24 protein-coding genes are annotated in these 21,696 nt (G+C 31.3%); 8 read left to right on the top strand and 16 right to left on the bottom strand.

The genetic code is table 11. From position 1 onward, the window contains the following. Positions 1-183 precede the first annotated feature (183 nt). Together pepT and IEV77_RS16630 are read left to right on the top strand one after the other, a co-directional pair. The gene (pepT, locus tag IEV77_RS16635; protein WP_188466876.1) at positions 184-1,422 is read left to right on the top strand and encodes a peptidase T; all 1,239 of its coding nucleotides are present in this window, start codon (positions 184-186) and stop codon (positions 1,420-1,422) included. Positions 1,423-1,450: 28 nt separating this feature from the next. Next, entirely contained in the window at positions 1,451-2,008 is a 558-nt protein-coding gene (locus tag IEV77_RS16630) for a hypothetical protein (protein ID WP_188466874.1), read from the top strand. 70 nt (positions 2,009-2,078) lie between these two features. Here IEV77_RS16630 and IEV77_RS16625 read toward each other — a convergent pair whose 3' ends face one another. From IEV77_RS16625 to IEV77_RS16595, 7 genes are all read right to left on the bottom strand, one after another. Beyond that, positions 2,079-4,457, bottom strand: a complete 2,379-nt coding sequence (locus IEV77_RS16625; protein WP_188466873.1) for a TonB-dependent receptor — start codon at positions 4,455-4,457, stop codon at positions 2,079-2,081. A 437-nt stretch (positions 4,458-4,894) separates the two neighbouring features. Next, positions 4,895-5,932, bottom strand: a complete 1,038-nt coding sequence (locus IEV77_RS16620) for a hypothetical protein (RefSeq protein WP_188466871.1) — start codon at positions 5,930-5,932, stop codon at positions 4,895-4,897. A gap of 4 nt (positions 5,933-5,936) precedes the next feature. After that, positions 5,937-6,704: a porin family protein gene (locus tag IEV77_RS16615; RefSeq protein ID WP_229736707.1), complete on the bottom strand. Its 768-nt coding sequence runs from the start codon at positions 6,702-6,704 to the stop codon at positions 5,937-5,939. A gap of 100 nt (positions 6,705-6,804) precedes the next feature. Beyond that, the gene (gene yajC / locus IEV77_RS16610) at positions 6,805-7,092 is read right to left on the bottom strand and encodes a preprotein translocase subunit YajC (RefSeq protein ID WP_188466869.1); all 288 of its coding nucleotides are present in this window, start codon (positions 7,090-7,092) and stop codon (positions 6,805-6,807) included. A gap of 8 nt (positions 7,093-7,100) precedes the next feature. Further along, on the bottom strand, positions 7,101-7,670 hold the full coding sequence (locus IEV77_RS16605; RefSeq protein WP_188466867.1) for a DUF1573 domain-containing protein: 570 nt from the start codon (positions 7,668-7,670) through the stop codon (positions 7,101-7,103). A gap of 49 nt (positions 7,671-7,719) precedes the next feature. Continuing rightward, positions 7,720-8,631, bottom strand: a complete 912-nt coding sequence (gene nusB / locus IEV77_RS16600) for a transcription antitermination factor NusB (protein WP_229736706.1) — start codon at positions 8,629-8,631, stop codon at positions 7,720-7,722. Positions 8,632-8,789: 158 nt separating this feature from the next. Then, a complete protein-coding gene (locus tag IEV77_RS16595; RefSeq protein WP_229736705.1) occupies positions 8,790-9,893 on the bottom strand; it encodes a Glu/Leu/Phe/Val family dehydrogenase in 1,104 nt (367 codons plus the stop codon). 143 nt (positions 9,894-10,036) lie between these two features. Here IEV77_RS16595 and IEV77_RS16590 point away from each other — a divergent pair, with 143 nt between their 5' ends. Further along, entirely contained in the window at positions 10,037-11,791 is a 1,755-nt protein-coding gene (locus IEV77_RS16590; RefSeq protein ID WP_188466864.1) for an ABC transporter ATP-binding protein, read from the top strand. A gap of 144 nt (positions 11,792-11,935) precedes the next feature. Further along, the gene (locus IEV77_RS16585) at positions 11,936-12,325 is read left to right on the top strand and encodes a PUR family DNA/RNA-binding protein (RefSeq protein WP_188466862.1); all 390 of its coding nucleotides are present in this window, start codon (positions 11,936-11,938) and stop codon (positions 12,323-12,325) included. Between the two features lie 59 nt (positions 12,326-12,384). On the opposite strand, the gene IEV77_RS16580 is transcribed toward IEV77_RS16585, so the two are convergent. The 3 genes from IEV77_RS16580 to IEV77_RS16570 are packed head-to-tail and all read right to left on the bottom strand — an operon-like array spanning position 12,385 to position 14,666. Beyond that, a complete protein-coding gene (locus IEV77_RS16580; RefSeq protein WP_229736704.1) occupies positions 12,385-13,416 on the bottom strand; it encodes a lysophospholipid acyltransferase family protein in 1,032 nt (343 codons plus the stop codon). After that, entirely contained in the window at positions 13,413-14,327 is a 915-nt protein-coding gene (locus IEV77_RS16575) for a bile acid:sodium symporter family protein (RefSeq protein WP_188466860.1), read from the bottom strand. Before IEV77_RS16575 ends, IEV77_RS16580 begins: the two co-directional genes overlap by 4 nt. 3 nt (positions 14,328-14,330) lie before the next feature. Then, positions 14,331-14,666: a tRNA-binding protein gene (locus IEV77_RS16570; protein ID WP_188466859.1), complete on the bottom strand. Its 336-nt coding sequence runs from the start codon at positions 14,664-14,666 to the stop codon at positions 14,331-14,333. Between the two features lie 147 nt (positions 14,667-14,813). Between IEV77_RS16570 and IEV77_RS16565 the strand changes: the two genes are divergently transcribed. Continuing rightward, the gene (locus IEV77_RS16565) at positions 14,814-15,371 is read left to right on the top strand and encodes a thioredoxin family protein (RefSeq protein WP_188466857.1); all 558 of its coding nucleotides are present in this window, start codon (positions 14,814-14,816) and stop codon (positions 15,369-15,371) included. Here the strand turns inward: IEV77_RS16565 and IEV77_RS16560 are convergent, their stop codons facing one another. Then, a complete protein-coding gene (locus tag IEV77_RS16560; RefSeq protein WP_308419231.1) occupies positions 15,372-16,655 on the bottom strand; it encodes a glycosyltransferase in 1,284 nt (427 codons plus the stop codon). Positions 16,656-16,749: 94 nt separating this feature from the next. Next, positions 16,750-17,223, bottom strand: a complete 474-nt coding sequence (locus IEV77_RS16555; protein WP_188466855.1) for a heme-binding domain-containing protein — start codon at positions 17,221-17,223, stop codon at positions 16,750-16,752. A 37-nt stretch (positions 17,224-17,260) separates the two neighbouring features. On the opposite strand from IEV77_RS16555, the gene IEV77_RS16550 reads away from it, so the two are divergent. From IEV77_RS16550 to IEV77_RS16540, 3 genes are all read left to right on the top strand, one after another. Next, positions 17,261-17,827, top strand: coding sequence for an adenylosuccinate lyase (locus tag IEV77_RS16550; protein ID WP_188466853.1), 567 nt, complete (start codon positions 17,261-17,263; stop codon positions 17,825-17,827). A gap of 83 nt (positions 17,828-17,910) precedes the next feature. Continuing rightward, positions 17,911-19,254 carry an adenylosuccinate lyase gene (purB, locus tag IEV77_RS16545; protein WP_188466851.1) on the top strand — a complete coding sequence of 448 codons (1,344 nt, stop codon included), beginning with the start codon at positions 17,911-17,913 and terminating at the stop codon, positions 19,252-19,254. Next, positions 19,251-19,457 carry a hypothetical protein gene (locus IEV77_RS16540; RefSeq protein ID WP_188466849.1) on the top strand — a complete coding sequence of 69 codons (207 nt, stop codon included), beginning with the start codon at positions 19,251-19,253 and terminating at the stop codon, positions 19,455-19,457. Before purB ends, IEV77_RS16540 begins: the two co-directional genes overlap by 4 nt. 89 nt (positions 19,458-19,546) lie before the next feature. On the opposite strand, the gene IEV77_RS16535 is transcribed toward IEV77_RS16540, so the two are convergent. From IEV77_RS16535 to IEV77_RS16520, 4 genes are read right to left on the bottom strand one after another with little or no spacing between them, the layout of a single operon-like run. Continuing rightward, entirely contained in the window at positions 19,547-20,089 is a 543-nt protein-coding gene (locus IEV77_RS16535; protein ID WP_229736703.1) for a GFO_1091 family lipoprotein, read from the bottom strand. Between the two features lie 5 nt (positions 20,090-20,094). Beyond that, positions 20,095-20,661 carry a GFO_1090 family protein gene (locus IEV77_RS16530; protein WP_188466847.1) on the bottom strand — a complete coding sequence of 189 codons (567 nt, stop codon included), beginning with the start codon at positions 20,659-20,661 and terminating at the stop codon, positions 20,095-20,097. Positions 20,662-20,708: 47 nt separating this feature from the next. After that, the gene (locus IEV77_RS16525; protein WP_188466846.1) at positions 20,709-21,185 is read right to left on the bottom strand and encodes a PG0215 family putative anti-sigma factor; all 477 of its coding nucleotides are present in this window, start codon (positions 21,183-21,185) and stop codon (positions 20,709-20,711) included. Then, the gene (locus IEV77_RS16520; RefSeq protein WP_188466844.1) at positions 21,172-21,681 is read right to left on the bottom strand and encodes a GFO_1088 family ECF-type sigma factor; all 510 of its coding nucleotides are present in this window, start codon (positions 21,679-21,681) and stop codon (positions 21,172-21,174) included. The genes IEV77_RS16525 and IEV77_RS16520 overlap by 14 nt, the downstream gene beginning before the upstream one ends. Between the last annotated feature and the right edge of the window lie 15 nt (positions 21,682-21,696).

The following is a 21,696-nucleotide window of genomic DNA, read 5'->3' as shown; positions in this document are numbered from 1 at the left end:
TTTAATGTATAAAATTAATTTTATTATGAATAGAAACAAACTATATGTTCCTTTTTTTATTTCTTAATAGATTTACATGGTAATAACTTATTTATAAGAAACCGACCTATTACAATATTTAGAAATTAAATGGTATTTTTGAATACTTTAATAGACATAAATCACCATTTTAAATATATAGAAATGTTAAACAAACAACACATCATCGACCGTTTTATAAGTTACGTGATAATTGATACGGAATCAGACCCAAAAAGTGAAACCACTCCTAGCACAAAAAAGCAATGGGATTTAGCTAACAAACTAGTGGAAGAATTAAAATCAATTGGTTTACAAGATGTTACAATAGACGACAATGCATACATTATGGCCACCTTACCAAGCAATGTAGATCATGACGTTCCAACCATTGGTTTTATCTCGCATTTTGATACGACTCCAGATTTTACCGGAGCTAATGTAAAACCTCAAATTATTGAAAGCTACGATGGTAAGGACATTATTTTAAATGCTGAAGAAGACATTGTATTATCTCCAGATTATTTTGATGATTTATTACTTTATGTTGGTCAGACCTTAATTACCACAGATGGAACAACGCTTTTAGGAGCCGATGATAAAGCAGGAATCACTGAAATAGTGTCTGCTATGGAATATTTAGTTCAACATCCTGAAATTAAACATGGACGGATACGTGTTGGATTTACTCCAGATGAAGAAATTGGTCGTGGAGCACATAAATTCGATGTTGAAAAATTTGGAGCATCTTGGGCTTACACTATGGATGGCAGTCAAATTGGCGAGTTAGAATATGAAAACTTCAATGCCGCTGGAGCTGTTGTAAAAGTGAAGGGCAAAATTGTGCACCCTGGTTATGCCAAAGGAAAAATGGTTAATTCTATGTATATCGCAACGGAATTTATGAACTCTTTACCTAGATTAGAAACCCCTGAGCATACGGAAGGTTATGAAGGATTTTTTCACTTATATTCCATAGAAGGTGAAGTTGAAGAAACAGTTTTAGAATATATTATTAGAGATCACGACAGACAGCATTTTGAAGCTAGAAAAGAAGTGATGGTTAAATTAACCAATGATATCAATGAACAATACGAAAGAGAGGTTGTAACTATTGAAATAAAAGATCAGTATTTTAATATGAAAGAAAAAGTGGAACCTGTAATGCATATTGTTGACATTGCCGAAGAAGCTATGAAACAAGTAGGTATAAAACCTTTAATTAAAGCTATTCGCGGAGGAACAGATGGCTCTCAACTTAGTTATATGGGTTTACCTTGTCCGAATATCTTTGCCGGAGGACATAACTTTCATGGACGTTATGAATATGTTCCTGTGGAAAGTATGTTAAAAGCCACTGAAGTTATATGTAAAATAGCAGAATTGACTGCTCAAAAAAAATAATAACACCCCCAAATCACTACTTATCACCATGAAAAAAACCTTATTAACCGTAATAATTTGCGCTTTTACATTACTAGCAAAAGCACAAGATGCCAGTGTAGAAAAATCTGTATTTGGAATCCAAACGGGTCCCATTGGCCTTTGGGTTCATAATGAATCTAGATTATCAAATAAAATAGCTTTACGAAGTGAAGTAGGTTTAGATGCTAGTTTTTGGTCAGGATATAATTCTACAGATTTTATTTTAGGAATGGTAATTTCCATAGAACCTAAATGGTATTACAATTTGAACAAAAGAAAAGACAAATCTAAAAGAATAGATGGAAATAGTGGAAATTTCATTTCCTTAAAAACAAGCTTTCATCCAGATATATTGCTTGCTTCTAGTAATGATAATATAAATTTGGTTAGCGACTTAACTATTATTCCAACTTGGGGTATTAGAAGAAATATTGGAAATCATTTCAATTATGAAGCCGGATTTGGAATTGGATATATTCATTACTTTAATTATGAAAATTTAAATATTATAGGAGAATCTGATGTTGGTGTGAATTTACATTTAAGAATTGGTTATAAATTCTAAAAATGACCCATAAAAAAAATAGCTTGAATTAAAATTCAAGCTATTTTTATTTTGATATATCATGTTATGCTTAAAACGAATAAGTTAAAACTCCTGCGAAATTTCTAGGATCCGTTTGGTTTATATAAGTTGTTCTATAAGTGTTATAGCCAATTTGGTTAAAGACATTGTTTAGTAACACTCTAAAGTTCCAGTGCTCATTAAAATTATAAGCGGCTTGCATGTTTACTTGCGTATAAGCATCAACTATAAAAGGTTGTTGGTTAGGCACAATTCCTTCGTGAGTAATTGCTCCAGAACTCCAATCGTTTACAGGTCTTTCTCCAGTATAATAAGCTCCAGCTCCTACTGATAGACCGTCTAAATTATTTTTGAACCAATAATTTACATAGGCATTAAAGGTGTTTTTAGGTGTGTTTAAAGGGGCTGAACCATAAACATAAGATGTATGTTCCTTATATTGTGCATTAATATAAGAATACCCTGTAATAACTTCTAGGTTTTCTAGAATTCTACCACTAAGTTCTACTTCTATTCCTTTTCTTTCGTCGTTTCCACCTTTTTGATAATATCCTGTTTCAATCCAGTTTTCATCGTAAACAGGAAGATTGATATCTTGGTTATTAATTTTGAAAAATGTAAAATTAAAACGCAAGCGACTATTTAACCAATTGGTTTTTATTCCAGCTTCAAGTTGATCATAGCGTTCGTTACCCAATTCATTTCCATTAACATCTAAACGGGTTCCCGTTCTTGGATACGAACTATTAGTGTATGATGCGAATACGTTGATGTTCTCAATAGGTGTTGCAATAAAACCAACCATGGGATTAAAAGCGTCACTTTGCACGGTTTCCGTTTCTCCATCCGTTTGCGTTTGACTATAACGCACCCCTAAAAATGCTTTTATCCATTTATTAAACGTCATGACATCTTGAGCAACAAATCCAATAGCACTTGTACTAGATCCTGCTAAAGTAGCATTACCATAATCTAGATCACTTGGTAACTCTCTGGTATTATTAGTAAATACATTAATAGTGTCCACTGTTGAAATACTTTGGTTTCTAGTATTGAAAGTCGAGGTTCTGTAATCAAAACCTACTTGAAAGGTATGTGAAATAGATCCAGTTTTCAAATCTTCACCAACCAAATCGAATTGTAATACGCTATTATCATCCTGTCTTTCAGAAATTGCATACCCACGTTTACGTTCGTTATAAATTGGATTATCCAATTCATCTTCAATAACACCTCCTAAGCTGGCACCTTTATCGTCTAAATCTAAATTAGATTTATAAAAAGCTCCTACTAAATTCAATTTATCAGTTAATTCACGATTAAATCTAATAGCATAAGTGGTGTTTTTTGTCAATGATCTGTCATTTTCAAAACCTAGAAACTGGTTATAAGGCAAATCATAAATTGCATTAACATCATTATCGGCAAGATTAACAGTACCTACATCTGGAGTTCTACTATCGTCAAAATAATCCATTTCAAGGGTTATAGTTGTTTTATCATCTACTTGCCATTCTAAAGATGGATTAATATAAAATCGATTCATAGAAATACCAGATCTGTAACTATCGGACCGTTCAATGGCACCATTAATTCTAAAAGCTACATTTCCTTTTTCGGTTAAAGGACCGAAAACGTCGAAAGCCGTACGCAGTTGTCCATAAGAGCCAGCACGCACATAGGCATTTCCTCCAAAATAATATTTAGGCGTTTTAGTTACAATATTAATAATTCCACCAGGACTCCCTAAATCGGTAGCAACACCCTGAGTTATGGCAGCAGAGCCTTTTAACACTTGGATATTATCTACACCTTGCATATCTGTTAAAACTCCTACTCCTCTAAAATCTGAATGAATACGAACCCCATTCTTCAAAATAGGAATTCCTCTAAAACCACGAGAAGACATACTTTCTCTTTTGTTTCCATAAGTCGCAAAGGTATAAACACCAGGAACGTTTTTAGTAGCATCAGAAATGGTAAGATTTCCTTGTTGGGTAATTAATTTTTCTGAAACAATAGATATACTTTGAATTTGCTCATAAGGAGCTAGTGGCAATCTGGTAATCGCTTCTATTTTATCTGGATGTTTATAACGATTTCCAAAAAGCTCCACTTCATCCAAATATAAATCGCTTTCCATATTAAAATTTAAGTTTACAACTTCATTCTCCAATAATTGAACGGTTTTACTTGACGTTATATAACCCACGCTTGAGACTTGAATTATATAGGTTCCAGCACTCAGATTAGAAAACTCAAAATACCCATTTTCATTGGCTGTTGTTCCAATATTGGTACCCACAAGCAACACATTTGAAAACGATATTTCTTCACTATTATGACTCTGTATTTGTCCGGTAATTTTTGATTGTGAAAATGACATTTGAACTGCCAATACAAAAAGTAAAGTAAGTTTATGATACATGATTTTATTTAGATTGGTTTTAAATTGAGTGCAAATATAAAACCCAAAAGCACATCCACAAAGCTTATTTAGACTAAATTTAAATAGTATTTCATAAAATACTCAAACAGTGAAAAGTACCTTTCTAAAAAACCATATAAAGAAAGATGAAGTTGCAGATAATGTCAAAAAAAAGGTGGAGAAACCAAAAAACTTGTAAAGGGATTTTATCCCTCAGAAAAGAAGAACAATAATTATTTGAAGGGAAAAGTTGATAGATATTTAAATGGGTTTGCAACTAACTTATGATTTTAAATTACCTGCTAAAACAACTTAAGCATTTAGTGATATATAATCTGCAAAGAAAATAAATAAGAAATTTATTTATAAAAAAATAAAATCCAAATGTTTTACAACATTTGGATTTATGATATATCTATTTTTTTTTTAAATTAAGACTATAATAAAAAACGGTAATTCAATGATAGTAAAAAAGATTTTCTATTACCTAAAATTCCAGCTTCACTTCTTAACATCCAATGTTTATTATACTGAAATTGGGCCCCAATAACACCATTCCATTTTTGCTGTACTTGTTTATCTATGCCATATTTAATGATCGCATTTCCATCAGCTGCTTCAAGTCTATCTATAATTGGAGTTAAAACACGGTCTGCAACAACCTTTTCAGCTATTGTAGCTTCATTATCATACCAATTATTATAATTGGCTACTACTTCGTCTCTTTTAGTTCCATCGGCACCTGGTAAAGCTTCACTTAAAGAAATTTGTCCAACGGTATTACTACCTGTTTCCATAAAGAATCCCCCACCCCAAACAGCAATATTTCTTTCTGGTTTATTTTTAAAAACAAAACTATGTCCTGCACGAATTCCAACAACTCTAACTGGGACCGCCTCATCTAACAATTCGGGTTTGTTCCAAGTAAAATTAGCATCCACAGAGAAAAATATAGGTCCTACTGCTCCTGCCGCCATGATTCCAATTCCATAAGTAGACACATTTTGTTCTACCACTGATGTCAAACTAATTGGGTAAACCAAATTCACCTCTGTTTTAGAGTGTGCATAACCTAAGATTCCATAAACATTTAAAAAAGGAAAAACCCAAACATCTGGTCGAAAATTAACCGAGTATGAGGTATTAACATTTTCACCAAACTGTATTAAATCGACAGGTGTTAAGCCAATATTAACATCACTTGTTTCCAAACCTAATTGAAGATTAGTAATAGAAATATTTTGTTCCATCCAAACATAATTACCCATGACACCTATAGGATAAGGAATATCGAATCCTTTGGCATAAGCTTTTTGACCCCAAATAGGAAAAACCTGGTCATATTTCACCTGTTTTAAACTATCTCTATAAGCTTCAAATCTTGGACTAAATTCTTTTGTTGGCACTTGAGCCGAGATGGTCTGCCCAAAAAAGCTCGCCATTAAGCATATAATAATAAGTTGTTGTAATTTCATTTTTTTAACTTTTTAAATCAGACGTAGTTGGTATTTTTACCGCTTCCTTGCTCTCACGTTCTTTCAAACTTTTCTTAGCACCTATTGGTAAAGTTACGGCCAAAAATAAGGAATTATTTTTAGTACTTGAATTCCCTTTGTAAACATTTACAAAACCTTGAAAATATTTAACTGCAAAACTCATTCCCCCAATTTTATCCATTTTATAACCAGCACCAGCTCCTACTCCCGCTTCAATTGGATTAATTGAATTCTTGTTATATTGTTTTATAGTAGTATCTATATGGTCTCCATCGTTATCATATTCTACCCATGCTTTATATCGTAATCCAAATTCAGGACCTGCTTCAACAAAAACATTTTTAGTTATCATATATCTAGCGAAAACGGGTACCAAAAAGTAATTAATTTTTTGACTATAAATTCCTTCAGAGTCTACATAAGTTCCATCTGGGGTGATTAAATCAACTCCTGCTGCTTCCAAATCGGATTCACTTAATTCATTAACTCCTAATTTCGATTTCACAAGTACCCCTGTATAAATATGGAACTTTTCTTTTACTGTAAAATCAAAATAAAACCCAAGATTGAAAGTAGAGAATCTATTAGAAGCGTCCAATCCAGAAATAGAAGGCCAGTTAACACCACCTTCAATACCAAACTCTAAGTCTGGAGAATTTAATTTATCTCCAAATATCAAGGATAAAAGGACTTGAGAATTCACCGTATTAATGGCAAATAAAAGAACCAGACTACATAGTATTTTTTTCATGATTATTATTTTTAAGGAACCTAATGGGGTTAATATTTTTAAAGTTTAAACAAAAAAAACCATTCAACAAATGAATGGTTTTTTTATTTAATAGAAAATATTATTTTTCAATTTTATTGAGTTTTTTACTCATTTCCATAGAAATTGCAGATTTATCAAATTTGATTTTACCAGCTAATGTTTCAATAACACAACTGCTATCAGTCTCGTTTAATTCTACAATTTTACCATGCATGCCACTTTTGGTAATTACTTTATCGCCTCTTTTTAATTCTAAAGCGAATTTTTTTTCTTGCTTTTGACGTTTCATTTGTGGTGCAATCATAAAGAAATAGACAACTACAAACATTAATATAAACGGCAAAAAACTAGTGATTCCTTCTCCCATGTGGTAAATTAATCGTGGTTATGTCCTTCGTGTCCTGGTTGCGTACTAGATTTAACAGGAGCCCCTGCAGCTGGTGTTGCCATAGCTCCACTTATTGGTGTTTGAGCTTGTACTGGCTTCAATGGTGCATTTGGATCTGGCTTAACAAAAGCAGAAATTTTTACTACTTCTTTACCTGTTTCTGTATTTGCAGTTACCGTTACTGTTTTAGATACTTTATTAGCACCTGTTCCATTAAACTTTACTGTAAAATGACCTTTTTCACCTGGGTTTAAAGGCTCTTTACTCCAATCTTGAGGAACTGTACATCCACATGAGCTTTTAATATCTGTAATAACCAGTGGAGAATCTCCAGTGTTTGTGTAATTAAAAACTGTTTCCACATTTTGTTTTGATTCAATTTCACCAAAATCGTGATCTGTTTTGTCAAAAGTTAATACAGGAAATTTTGAAGAATTTGCATCTCTTTCTGCTGCTACTACAACATTCTCTTCATTAATTTTTTTTGAAGCATCATCCTTACAAGATGAAAATGCTATTAAACATAGAGCTGAAAGCCCTAAAATCGCTTTTTTCATAATAAATTGTTTTTTTTATTTAATTTGTAAAAGTAATAATAATTTCTAATTACATCAAGCCTCTACCTGTTTTATTTAAAGTATCGCTTTCTTGATATTCCTTAATAAGTTTATCTAAAATACCGTTTATAAAAATACTACTCTTAGGTGTGGAGTATTCCTTGGCAATTTCTAAATATTCATTGATGGTAACTTTAACTGGAATTGATGGAAATTTTTGAATTTCACAAATGGCCATTTTCAATAAAACAGTATCCAAAGTTGCTATTCTATCTGCATCCCAATTTTGAGTTTTATCTTTTATGATTTCTGTGATTTTCGATTGGTTTAATAGTGTTTTTTTAAACAATTCTACCGCATATTCTTTATCTTCTATATCTTTATATAGTTTTGGTAAAAAGTGGATCGAGAGAGATTGCTGCTTCACTTTGCGCAAAAGTTTTAAGATGGCTGTATTTACAACTGGTAAATCGTCAATCCATGTTAAATTCTTATCTTCTAAATAATCGTAAAGCTTATTATTAGGTGCGATAATATCAGTAAAAACATCGACAACAAAGTCCCTGTCTTCACTAAAACTAGTAGTTTTGGTTTGCATATATTGCTCATACAAATCGCTTGCAAGAATTTCTCGGAAAATAATATCAACATATTCAGAATCTAATTCCCAATTGTTAATATGCCTTTGTTCTAATTCGTCTTGAAGTAAAACATTGTTTTTTAGCATTAAAAGCACTTCATTATTAATCAGCTTTTTATTAGGATTTTTTTCCTCTTTAGTTGCTAAGTGTTTTTTGCTGGATTTATCTAAATGATCTTCAGACCTTTTTTGAACTTCAATAAGTAAAGAAATTAATAATAAATACAGGTTATAAATATTATCTAAACTGTGTAATAAGAACTTTTGTTCTTTATCGAAACTATCACTTTCTCCACCTTTAAAGGAGTAAATAGTTTGCATGACTTTTATTCTAATGTGTCTTCTATTAAGCATATGTACAAAGAACTTTAATATGTTTTTTTTTACATCCCTTTTTCGGGAAATAACAACCTGTTTAAATTAAAAAAGGCGAAAGTTATGCAACTCTCGCCTGGCAAAAATAATATTATTTTAAAGAATTATCTCTTATTCTCTTTTTTTCTTATGTCAATTCTGTTTTGAGCAATATTTAATGCGGCATGATTGGTAGTAATATTATGTGTTTTCGCATTCGTTAATATTTCCAAAGTTGTATTGTAAATATTTTCGGTTTTACGCATAATTTCTTTTTTATCGTAACCTTCTAATTCTGCATAAACATTAATAATACCTCCAGCATTAATTAAAAAATCTGGTGCATAAACAATATCTCTTTCTTGAAGAATTTTTCCATGTTTTGCTTCAATAGCCAATTGGTTGTTTGCTGCTCCAGCAATAACTTTAGCTTTTAATTTATAAATGGTATCGTCGTTTATAGTTGCTCCAAGTGCGCAAGGTGCATAAATATCCATATTCTCTGAATACAAATCGCTACCGCCGTATATTGTTACACCATATTTATTTCTGATGGCTTCCAAACGTTCTTGATTAATATCTGTGATAGTCACTTTTGCACCTTCATCAACTAAATGTTCTACTAATGCTTCACCAACATTACCAATACCTTGAACAAAAATGGTTTTATCTTCTAAAACATCTGAACCAAATTTAAATTTAGCAGCCGCTTTCATTCCCATAAAAACACCGTAAGCAGTAATTGGAGATGGATTTCCAGCACCTCCTAAAGACTCAGAAATTCCAGTAACATAAGGAGTTACTTCTCTAACTAAATCCATATCTGAAGTTTGCATTCCTACATCTTCTGCAGTAATATATCTTCCACTTAAAGAATGAACAAATTCACCGAATTTCTTCATTAATTCAGGAGTTTTCTGAGTTTTAGCATCACCAATAATAACAGCTTTTCCTCCACCAAGATTTAATCCTGTGATTGCCGATTTAAAGGTCATTCCTCTAGAAAGACGAAGAACATCGTTTAAAGCTTCCCATTCATTGCTATAATTCCACATTCTAGTTCCACCAAGTGCTGGACCTAATACCGTATTATGGATTCCAATTATTGCTTTTAATCCTGTATCTTTGTCGTTGCAAAACACAACTTGTTCATGATTATCGAATGAAAGTTGTCCAAAAACTGGATCAACTTTGTGAAGTTCATTTGCGTTAATAACGTCTGTAACCATTATATTTTAAATTTTAAGTTATCGGTTGTTTTTTGTATATATTTAAAAACAACGTGCAAAATTAGTCCATTATTAAAGTATACACAAATTAATAATGAAAAAATGCGAAAATGTTAAAAACTTTATCTATTTCAATTAGTTAAATGAAAGAATTACAACACCTTAATAAGTATTTTTTTAAGTATAAATGGCAATTGATTGTTGGTGTATCCATGACCATAGTCTCAAAAATATTTTTATTGTTCACACCAGAACTTATAGGTTCTTCTATTGACATTGTAAATGAATATCTGGAAGGACAAGTAACAGACATTGCAGTAGTAAAAAAAGAATTGTTGATTAACATTATTTATATCATTGGTGCGGCCCTAATTACTGGGGTTTTAACTTTTTTTATGAGACAAACCATCATTAATGTCTCTAGATATATTGAATACGACTTAAAAAATGAAGTCTATAAGCAATACCAAATTTTACCTTTAAAGTTCTATAAAAACAATAGAACAGGAGATTTAATGAATCGGATTAGTGAAGATGTTGGTCGCGTACGTATGTATGTTGGACCTGCCCTTATGTACAGCATCAACACCATTACTTTATTTGTAATCTCTATTGGATTTATGTATAAACAAGCGCCATTATTAACGCTTTACACCATTATCCCTTTGCCAATTCTCTCTTTTATAATTTATAAATTAAGTAAAGAAATACATAAAAGAAGTACGGTTGTTCAACAATATTTATCTCATTTATCGTCGTCAACCCAAGAGTCTTTTAGTGGTATTTCTATTATTAAAGCCTATGGTCTAGAAGCTATTACTTCAAAGAATTTTAACGATTTGTCAGAAACAAGCAAACAAAAACAACTAAGCCTTGTTAAGATAAATGCCTTTTTCTTCCCTATGATGATTTTACTTATTGGTATCAGTAATCTAATTGTTATTTATGTAGGTGGACTACAATATATTAATGGTGAAATTAGTTTAGGGGTTATTACAAAATTTATTATTTATGTAAACATGCTTACTTGGCCAGTCGCTACTGTAGGTTGGGTTACTTCCATGGTTCAACAAGCAGAAGCATCTCAAAAACGTATCAACGAGTTTCTAAAAATTATACCTGAAATAAAGAATACTGCTCAAGAACCTTCACTTATTAATGGAGATATTGAATTTAAAAACGTTCATTTTACTTATAACGATACCAACATTGAGGCTTTAAAAGGGGTTTCATTTAAATTAAAACATGGAAAAACTTTAGCGATCATTGGAAAAACAGGCTCTGGAAAATCTACTATTTTGGATTTAATAGGCAGGCTATACGATATTGACAAAGGAGACATTCTTATAGATAATATACCCATTAAAAATATTAATCTAACAAGTTTAAGAGATAGCATTGGGTATGTACCTCAAGATGCTTTTTTGTTTTCAGACACGATAAACAATAATATTAAGTTTGGTAAAGAAGACGCTACGCAGGACGAAGTTATTCAAGCAGCAAAATACGCCCAAGTTCATAAAAACATCATGGGTTTCAATAAAACCTATGATACGGTATTAGGAGAAAGAGGCATCACGCTTTCCGGTGGACAAAAACAGCGTATCTCCATAGCCAGAGCTATTATTAAAGATCCTAAAATATTATTATTGGATGATTCCCTATCTGCTGTAGATACAGAAACTGAAGAAAAAATTCTGAAACATTTACAAAACGTAGCAAAAGATAAAACCACCATTATTGTAAGTCATAGAGTTTCTTCAGCAAAAAATGCAGATCAGATTATTGTGCTTGACGATGGAAAAATAATGCAATCTGGAAGTCATGAAACTTTAATAGATACAGATGGTTATTATAAAAACCTTTATTTAAAACAATTAAGCGAATCGGCTAAATAATCATTAAATTTCAGAGGGTTATAAATTAGGAGTAGAAATATTCATCATATAATTAGAATCAGCTTGAAATATTTAACTGAAAATGTTGGTTGGTAACTGTTTTTTTTAGATTTTTGGAAAACTATAATAAACAACAATACGATTATGAGTAATAATGACATGATGGAGAAAGAAGAGATTTTTTCTAAAGTATTAAGAGCAGGAAGAAGAACTTATTTCTTTGATGTTAGATCGACAAAGGCAGAAGATTATTACCTAACTGTAACTGAAAGTAAAAAATTTACAAACGATGATGGATCGTTTCATTATAAAAAACATAAAATCTATTTATATAAAGAAGATTTTACCGAGTTTAATGCTATTTTAAATGAAATGACAGATTATATCATTAATGAGAAAGGAGATGAAGTGATAAGTGAACGTCACCAAAAAGACTTTAAAAAAGAATATGATTCTGACCAAAATGAAGTTGACAGCTCTATTGAAAACACTTCTACAGAAAAATTTACTGATATTGATTTCGACGATATCTAATAGAAATACACCTTTAAAAAAGCCATTACTTAGTAGTGGCTTTTTTTTATGTTTTAAAGTTAAAGTTTAACACTCAATAAAGCTATGAGTAAAACACACATAACATAGGCTAACCCAAATACGAATCCAAAGCTAAACCCTATAATTAAACAGCAAATTAATATCCAAAAAGGAACCAAAGTTATGGCTATTGCAAATCTAGCAGTTGCTACAAATTCCACTTCTTTAATTGTTGGCTTAACATAATATTTCCAAACTATAAAAGGTACAAACAAGTTTAAAATTAACAATCCAATAAAAAACTTTTTAAACAAATTTTTAGTTTGTTTAGGTTTGCTTTCACAGAGCTCAAAATTTGATTGGATACATTTATTAACTTCTTTCGGATTCAAAAAATCAACATTTAAAGCATTTAGTTTTTCTATGGTTTCTGGATAAACATCAAAATCAATATGTGTAGTTAATCCTTTTATTTTTTCCTGAATAGACTGTCTTAATGAAACAATCTCTTCATTTGAAAAATCGGAAACTAATGATTTTGCAGGAATAGGTTTTCCATAATACAAAGACACGCTATCCCCAAAAGCACTAATTTCCTTATAGTTTATTCCAATAGGAACTAACTCTAAATCTAAATCTGGATAGGCACTTAAGGTTTCGAAAATAATTCTTGTGAATCCTTTACTTAAAGACCTAACCGAACGGTTCTTATGATGATTCCCTTCAGGAAAAAGTGCAACAACCTCATTGTTCTTAAGCTCCTCCGTACATCTTTTAAAAATGGCATTGTTATTACTAATGGTGTTCCAACCATCTCTAACTCTATATACAGGCAACATATTTACACTATGCAACAATTTTGACACTAATGGTTTATTAAACACACTGGCACGTGTTAAAAAATAAGAGAATCTCCCAGAAGTTGTAGCTATTAATAAGGCATCAATCAAAGCATTCTGGTGATTGGACAAAAAGATAAGAGGCTTGTTTTTAGGCATCTTACTCTCCTTAACAACAACCAATTTTTTATAATAAAAAAACAATCCTATTGTTAAATAAATTCTAACCGTATGTAACCAAATTTTTTTCAAGAGACTTCGCGTGTTTTACTTTTTTTATTAGACCAATAATATGAAATAACCAAGCCAGAAATAATGTGCCAGATTCCCCAAAAGGCGGCCATCATTGCCATACCACCTAAGCCATTAAAAAAGGTGAAAATTAATAATAAGCCCAAGCCAGAATTCTGAATTCCAGTTTCTATGGCCAAAGTTTTCTGATTTTCGAATGATAATTTAAAAGCTTTAGCAACACTAAATCCGAGTAATATAGCTAAGAAATTATGAAATATCCCAATACCTATTACATGATGTACATAGACTTTGAACACATCCATATTATTAGAAAATGCAATAATAACAATCGCAACAAAAACAATAATAGATAGTGGCTTTAGACGTTTTGATACCAATATGGCTAGTTTTTCGTTTTTTGCACGAACTAACATACCAAGAAGTAAGGGAATTCCTAAAATGAACACCACAATCTTCAATAGTTCCAACGGATTTAGTTGAACCTCTTTTAATAAATTAGATGTTGGCTCGTATAAATATCCATAGAACTGAAAATTGAAAGGTGTCATGAACATAGCTAAAAAAGTTCCAAAAGCTGTTAGACTAACGGAAAGTGCCGTGTTACCCTTTGCCAGATGTGTCATAAAATTAGAAATATTACCTCCAGGACAGGCTGCAATCATCATCATTCCAAGCGCGATACTCGGTTGTGGCTTTAAAATCAAAATAATTAGAAAAGTCATAAAAGGTAATAGAACAAATTGTAATAAAATTCCAATTAAAACGATCTTGGGTTGCTTAAAAACACGCTTAAAATCTGCTTGTTCCATTCCAAGAGCAACTCCAAACATAATAAAGGCAAGTGCTATGTTTAAAACCCAGAGACTTTGGCTATCGAAATTAATTATTACTTTGTCAAGTTCCTGCATAAATTATGAGACAGTTGAGCCATTTAAAACTTTATTTTCAGGATTTAAAAGAATGACATCTTTTCCATTTACAGCTCCTAAAACCAAACATTCACTCATAAAAGAAGCTATCTGCTTTCTAGGAAAATTTACAACGGCAACAATTTGTTTGTTCAACAAATCTTCTTTTTTATAAAGTGTTGTTATTTGCGCTGATGTCTTTTTTATACCCAAATCTCCAAAATCGATTATTAATTGATAGGCAGGATTTCTGGCTTTAGGAAAATCTAATACTTCTAAAATGGTTCCTACCCGTAAATCTATTTTTACAAAATCTTCAAACTGAATTATATCACTCATTTTTAATGAATAGTTGGTTTTTCTTATTACCAAAAATAGTTATTTTGACTAATAATATCGCAATATAAGTATATCCAACTTAATCTAATCTATTTGGAATACTGATTATAAAATTGTAATTTAATTTTTTAAATAAAAAATATAATAATGGCCAATACACCTTCAAATATGATTCCTTTAGGGACTCAAGCTCCAGATTTTAATTTAATTGATACAGTTTCAGAAAACCAATATTCTTTAAACGAATTAAAAGGAATAAACGCAACAGTCATCATGTTTTTATCCAATCATTGTCCTTTTGTAAAGCATGTATCTAAGGAAATAAGCGATATAGCAAAAAACTATAAAAGTGGAGGTGTTAATTTTATTGCTATCTCGAGTAACGATGTCGAGAATTATCCTGAAGATTCACCAGAAAAGATGAAGCAAAATGCTATCGATGAAGGATTTATTTTTCCGTATTTGTACGATAAATCTCAGAAAATAGCAAAAGCTTATGATGCTGCTTGCACACCAGATTTCTATGTGTTCGACCAGGACTTAAAATTAGTTTACCGAGGACAATTAGACGATTCAAGGCCAGGAAATAAAATTCCTTCAACTGGAACAGATTTACGACATGCCATACTTTGTTTAATTGATAAAAAGGAAAATACACGAACTCAAAAACCTAGTATTGGTTGTAATATTAAATGGAGAAGTTAATTACTTATTCTTCTCTTCTATCCATTTGCTCATGTATTTGGTACTCTGCAATGTTTGATGCATTAGCATTTGACCAATAACATTTTGCTGTCTATGATGTTTCAAGTTTGTAATAGTGGCATTTATATGAGTAATCACTTCTAATTGTATGGTTTCCTTATTGAATCTGCCATTAAAGGTTTTGAATCCATTTTCCTGCTTTTCTTTCCAAATTAGGTCATTAGTATATAAACTAACAGCTTGATTGGCAAATTCTTCTGGATCATCAATTATAAACCCATTAGCATCAAAATCGCCAAACATGCCTTCTCCTGCTATATTGGACATAATGCAGGGTGTACCACTTTCCATAGCATCAATTAATTTACCCTTTAATCCAGCTCCAAATTGTAAAGGCGCTAAACAAACTCTTGCTTTTTGCATAACATCTTTAACCTGCTCTGCAAATCCTTTTATAAGAAATCCGTCTTTTTCATTATGTAATTGTGTTACTTTTTGAGATGCATAAGCGCCATAAATATGTAATTCAGCCTTTGGAAGTTGTTTTCTAATTTTAGGCCAAATGGTTTCTTTTAAATATAAAACCGATTGATAATTCGGTGCATGTAAAAAATTTCCGATTGTTATAAAATGCTGTCTTTCCTCAAATTCAGGAAGAGTTTCAATTGTCAATTCCGTCAATTTATCCTGCATAAAAGGCACATAGGCAAGCAGGGAAGAATTCACTTTTAAATCAGACGTTAATAACTGCATCTCGTATTCTGAAATAATAATACTTAAATCACTTCTGTAAATACTTGCTAATTCACGTTTAAAAGTATCATTAAGTAAATACCCTTTATCGAATGGCATATTATCCTTAAAAGCTTGATATCTTCCTTTCCTTAAACCATGCAAATCTTCAGTATCGATTAATCGCAAGGCATTCGGGCAATTTTCTGCAACGCGCCATCCAAACTGTTCTTCCATCATAAATCTATCGAACAGAACCACATTGGGGTTTAGTTCTTTAACAAATTCATCAAAACTGGAATTATTAAGGACTATGTGAATCTGTTTAACACCAATAGATTCAAGATTGAAGGCATTATCACTTTTTGCACACGGACTTGCAAAGGTAACATGATAATTATCGGATTGAAACATCTCAATTAATTGTAACATCCTGCTTCCTGCAGCCGAACTTTTGGGCTCTGGCCAAACAAAACCAATAATTAAGAGCCCTCTCTGTCCGTTGGACATCTCTCCCAAAGGGAGAGAATTTATGTTGTTAGAATCTATCAAATATTATGAAGAATTATATAAATATATTTATGCATTAACTTTTTTTGATTTTTGTTTTCCCCTTTGGGGAAATGTCTGAAAGACAATGGGGCTTTTATTCAGGTTTAGGTAATAAACTATACTTAAAACGTACTTGTTGTGCCCATTCAACTATTTCATCTATTTGTGCATCTGATAGTTTAGCTTCTGTATGTGTCCAAGTATATGAAGGCAGAGGCATTTCTCTTTCATCAACCATTTCAATTAATTCTTCAAACTTATGATCTTTTTTCTTTACAGATAAACCTTCCCAATTAGAAAAATTAAAATGTTTTTTCCCATCTTTAACATGGTCAGCCATCCAGTAATTTACTGGAGTAATATTATTGTACCAAGGATATCGCGTTACATTTGAATGACAATCATAGCAACTTTCCTTTAAAATAACTTTTACGCTTTCTGGAGGATTCGTTTCAGCTAGAAAAGGTTCAATAGAAACTAGATCTCCTTGATTTTTATCTGGCCCGAAAAACTGAGCCACAACAAATACAATAAGTAAAAGCAGTAATATTTTTTTAATGATTTTCATTTTGATTAATTTTAAAAAATAAAAGTAAGAATTTATAGTGACTAAAGAACAACTTTACAACGAATTAAATTATGTCAACCACACCCGTGAAAAACGTTCCTATTATGCGAATCTTATAATTAACAATCCAGAATTTCTGCCAGATTTAATTGAGATTCTCTTTATGGTTGACGATAAAATCTCATGTCGAGCCGCTTGGGTTTTAGAGTTTGTTTTTAATGAGAATTTAGACCTCCTCCTTCCTTACTTAGATGTTTTTACGGAGAATATCAACAAAGTTCATTTAGATCCCGCTGTGAGACCAGTTGCTAAAATATGTGAATATGTGGCTAAAGCTTATTTTTCAAAACAAGAAAACAATATGCAAGTAAAGTTGAAAACCATTCATAAGGAACGCATTATTGAAACATGTTTTGACTATATGATTAACGATGAAAAAATAGCACCAAAAGCCTATTCCATGAATACACTTTACCTATTTGGAAAGGAATTTGACTGGATCCATCGGGAATTAGTAACCATTATAGATCGTGATTTCCAAATGCAAAGTTCCGGATTTAAAGCAAGAGCCAAGCAGATTCTCAAGAATATTAAGAAGCAATAGAATTACTTCAAAATTCATAAATCATAAATCGTCTATCGCAAATCATTTCATTATCTTTGCATCTTTAAAAAACCACACAAAACATGTCTTTAACATCTCTTAATGCTATTTCTCCAATCGATGGTCGTTACAGAAATAAAGTAAACGAATTAGCGCCTTATTTTTCAGAAGAAGCTCTAATAAAATATCGCGTTCAAGTAGAAATAGAATATTTTATTGCACTTTGCGAGCAACCTCTACCTCAACTTGAAAGCTTTAATTCTAATTTATTTGAAGAGTTACGCGCTATTTATAAGAATTTTACAACGATAGATGCATCGGCTATTAAAGAGATTGAGAAAGTAACCAATCATGATGTAAAAGCTGTTGAGTATTTTATAAAAGATAAGTTTGAAGCTTTAGGTATTTCAGAATATAAAGAATTTATTCATTTCGGTTTAACATCTCAAGATATCAATAATACAGCTATTCCTTTAAGTATTAAGGAAGCTATGAATGATGTTTATGTGCCTGAATTTTATATTCTTCACAATAAATTAAAAGACTTGTCTAAAGACTGGGAAAATATTCCAATGTTAGCCAGAACTCATGGACAACCAGCCTCTCCTACGCGATTAGGAAAAGAAATCGAGGTGTTTGTAGTTCGTCTAGAAGAACAATTCAATTTACTAAACGACATTCCAAGTGCTTCCAAATTTGGTGGAGCAACTGGAAATTTCAATGCACATAAAGTAGCTTATCCAAATATAGATTGGAGAGCTTTTGGAAAGAATTTTGTTCAAGGAAAGCTTGGTTTACAACATTCGTTTCCTACAACTCAAATTGAGCATTACGACCATATGGCCGCTTTATTTGATTGTTTAAAACGTATCAATACTATTTTAATAGATTTAAATAGAGATGTCTGGACCTATGTGTCCATGGAGTATTTTAAACAAAAAATTAAAGCTGGGGAAGTAGGTAGTTCTGCGATGCCACATAAAGTAAACCCAATTGACTTTGAAAATAGCGAAGGAAACTTAGGCATTGCAAATGCTATATTTGAACATTTGTCGGCTAAACTCCCAATTTCAAGATTGCAAAGAGATTTAACAGACAGTACTGTTTTACGTAATGTTGGAGTTCCTTTTGGACATACGCTTATTGGATTTAAATCTATTTTAAAAGGTTTGAATAAATTACTTTTAAACGAAAGTAAATTTGCTGAAGATTTAGAAAATAATTGGGCTGTAGTGGCAGAAGCTATTCAAACTATTTTACGTCGTGAAGCCTATCCTAATCCATATGAAGCCTTAAAAGGTTTGACTAGAACCAATGAGAAAATCAACCAAGCGTCTATTTCTAATTTTATAGACACTTTAGAAGTTTCAGAACTTATTAAAAAAGAGCTTAAAGCAATAACTCCAAGTAATTATACTGGAATATGATCTTTACAGACAAACAATCCTTAATTCTTTGTGTCATCGTAGCTTTAGGGTTTTCTATATCTGGAATTATAGGGATTTTAGATAATTTTGTAATTGTAGCAGTACTCATTATATTGTTTTTATTGGTTGTATTCAATTTATTTAGAAACAAGCATTTCTTTGATAAAGATGAAGTTGATGCCTCTAATAAACCAGATTCATAGAAATAACACTCGAACAAGACGACATGTTATAAAACAAAAAGGCTCCTAAGTTATTTAGGAGCCATTTTACTTTAATCTACGAATCTCTTTTATTTAAAAAAACCAGTAATACTTTCAAATTGAGAACTATCTATATCTGCATTTTGAATTGCACTTACAAGGGTTGCCATTTTTTCTGGACGCATATCGTTTCCTAAAATTCTAACAATACCAAAACCCATATTTTTAGAGCTAGTAAACACGATAAACTCGTCGGCTATATCATCGTCACCAATATATTTAACAATTATTTTTGCTGCAGGATCATTAACTTCCATAAGTTCAATGTACTTCTCGTTATTTAAAATGGCATTTACTTTAGAAAGTTCTTGAGCATAAGTCTCTTGATTAGTTTCTGTAAGCTTAAAACCTAAAAAGTTTAATTTTTTTACCGAATTATAGGCTTCCATTTGATCTTCTGATAAACTAGCTTCATCAAGATTTACAATTGTCGTTGGAATATCTACAGAAATAAAATCTGTTTTTTCCTGATTGTCTACAAAATACGTTTGTAAAGATTCGCCATTATTACAGCTTACTAGCATAACACATGTTAGTAAACCGAAGATATATTTTTTGATTGATTGATTCATGGGGCTTATTTTTTATTTTTTTTCTCTAAATGCTCAGCACCTTGGATGTTCATTTTTTGAGTAAGCTTTGAAATCTGGTTTAAATCGATATCACCTGTTAAAGACACAACAACTGTTTCGAACTCGCGTTTTTCGCCATTCATGTTTACATCCATATCTTTAGTAACAGCACTTAAACCGTCAACAAACATTAAGAATTCACTTACGTGGTCTTCATCTTTACCTTGTTTCACATAAAATGTCATGTTAACACCATTATCTTTTACTACCATCAATTCTTCAAGGGCATTTTTATGAGATTGAACCCATTTGGTAACATCTCCAGAAATAGCTTTATTACCTGTTGTAATAACTTTAAAACTGGTAATACTGTTTACCATATCAAGATACTCTTGTGCTTCTGGATCATCCGAATTGATATCCATTTTAGCTAACATTTGAAACATTTTAGGTTTAATAGACACATAAGTTACTTCTGGATTATCGCTGTATTTAGCAAAAATATCCTGTGCCATGGAGGTTAATGGTAATAACATAATTGCCATTAAAAAAAGGATTGCTTTATTTTTCATTGTATTTGTTTTTAATTTATTTATTGTTTTCATTTTATTCTTTTTTATTATTTAAAAATTATTTTACTCTTAGTTTCCATTTCGCTTAAGTAACTAATCTTAGAAATACCAGAATCCAACTGATCGAGGTAACTAATTTTTCCAGTTCCTTTATTTAAACTATTAGAAATTAATTCTAAAGATTTAACTACTTCGTTATAAGCCATCATGGGATCATCATAAGTTCCTAAATCATCTTCTTGTTGAAACATAGGCTTACCAAAATAGAAACCTAACATAAGAACCGCTACTGCTGCTACCGAAATCCATTTATAATCGAAGATTTTTCTAGTTTTTAATGGAACGCCTTTGGTAAACGTTTCTTTTTTACTAATTGAAAAATAAGCAAACATGGGCTTATACATTTCTAAATGTGGTGCAATAGTTTCCTGAGAAAAATAGTTTTTTAACTCTTGCTCTTCTTTTAGGCTTGTTTCACCGTTTTCGTACTTTTCAAGTAACTTTTCTATATTATTTAGTACCATAACTATGCGTATTGGTTAATTGTTCTCTTATTGATTTTCTTGCTCTGGATAAAGCCACTCTAACTGCTGTATTATTCATATCTAACATTTTCGCTATTTCATCCAAATCGTATTGTTCTATATCTCTTAATTGAATCACCATTTTTTGTTGTTCTGGCAAATTCTCTATAATTTTTGCTACCCAATTAACACTATCATTTAATTCTATCTGCTTTTGTAAAGACGTATTATGGTCTTGATAATTACTATGTACAATTTTTAAATTCTGTGCATGTTTGGATTTTAATTTATCCAAACAAAAATTCTTAGTCATTGTCATAGAAAATGCTTCCACATTTTTATACTCTCCAATTTTTGTCTTATTATTCCACAATTTCAACAAAATCTCTTGAGTAGCATCTTCAGCTTCTTCTCTCGAAACCAATAAGCGTTTCGCTAAACGAAAGACCTTATCTTTAAACGGCATGACAATATTTAAAAATTCTGCCTGTGTCATAGTTTTGTTTGGTTT

It is taken from the genome of Xanthomarina arctica (genome assembly GCF_014638915.1).
GTDB lineage: Bacteria > Bacteroidota > Bacteroidia > Flavobacteriales > Flavobacteriaceae > Xanthomarina > Xanthomarina arctica.
This window is presented reverse-complemented; position numbering and strand designations above follow the sequence as displayed.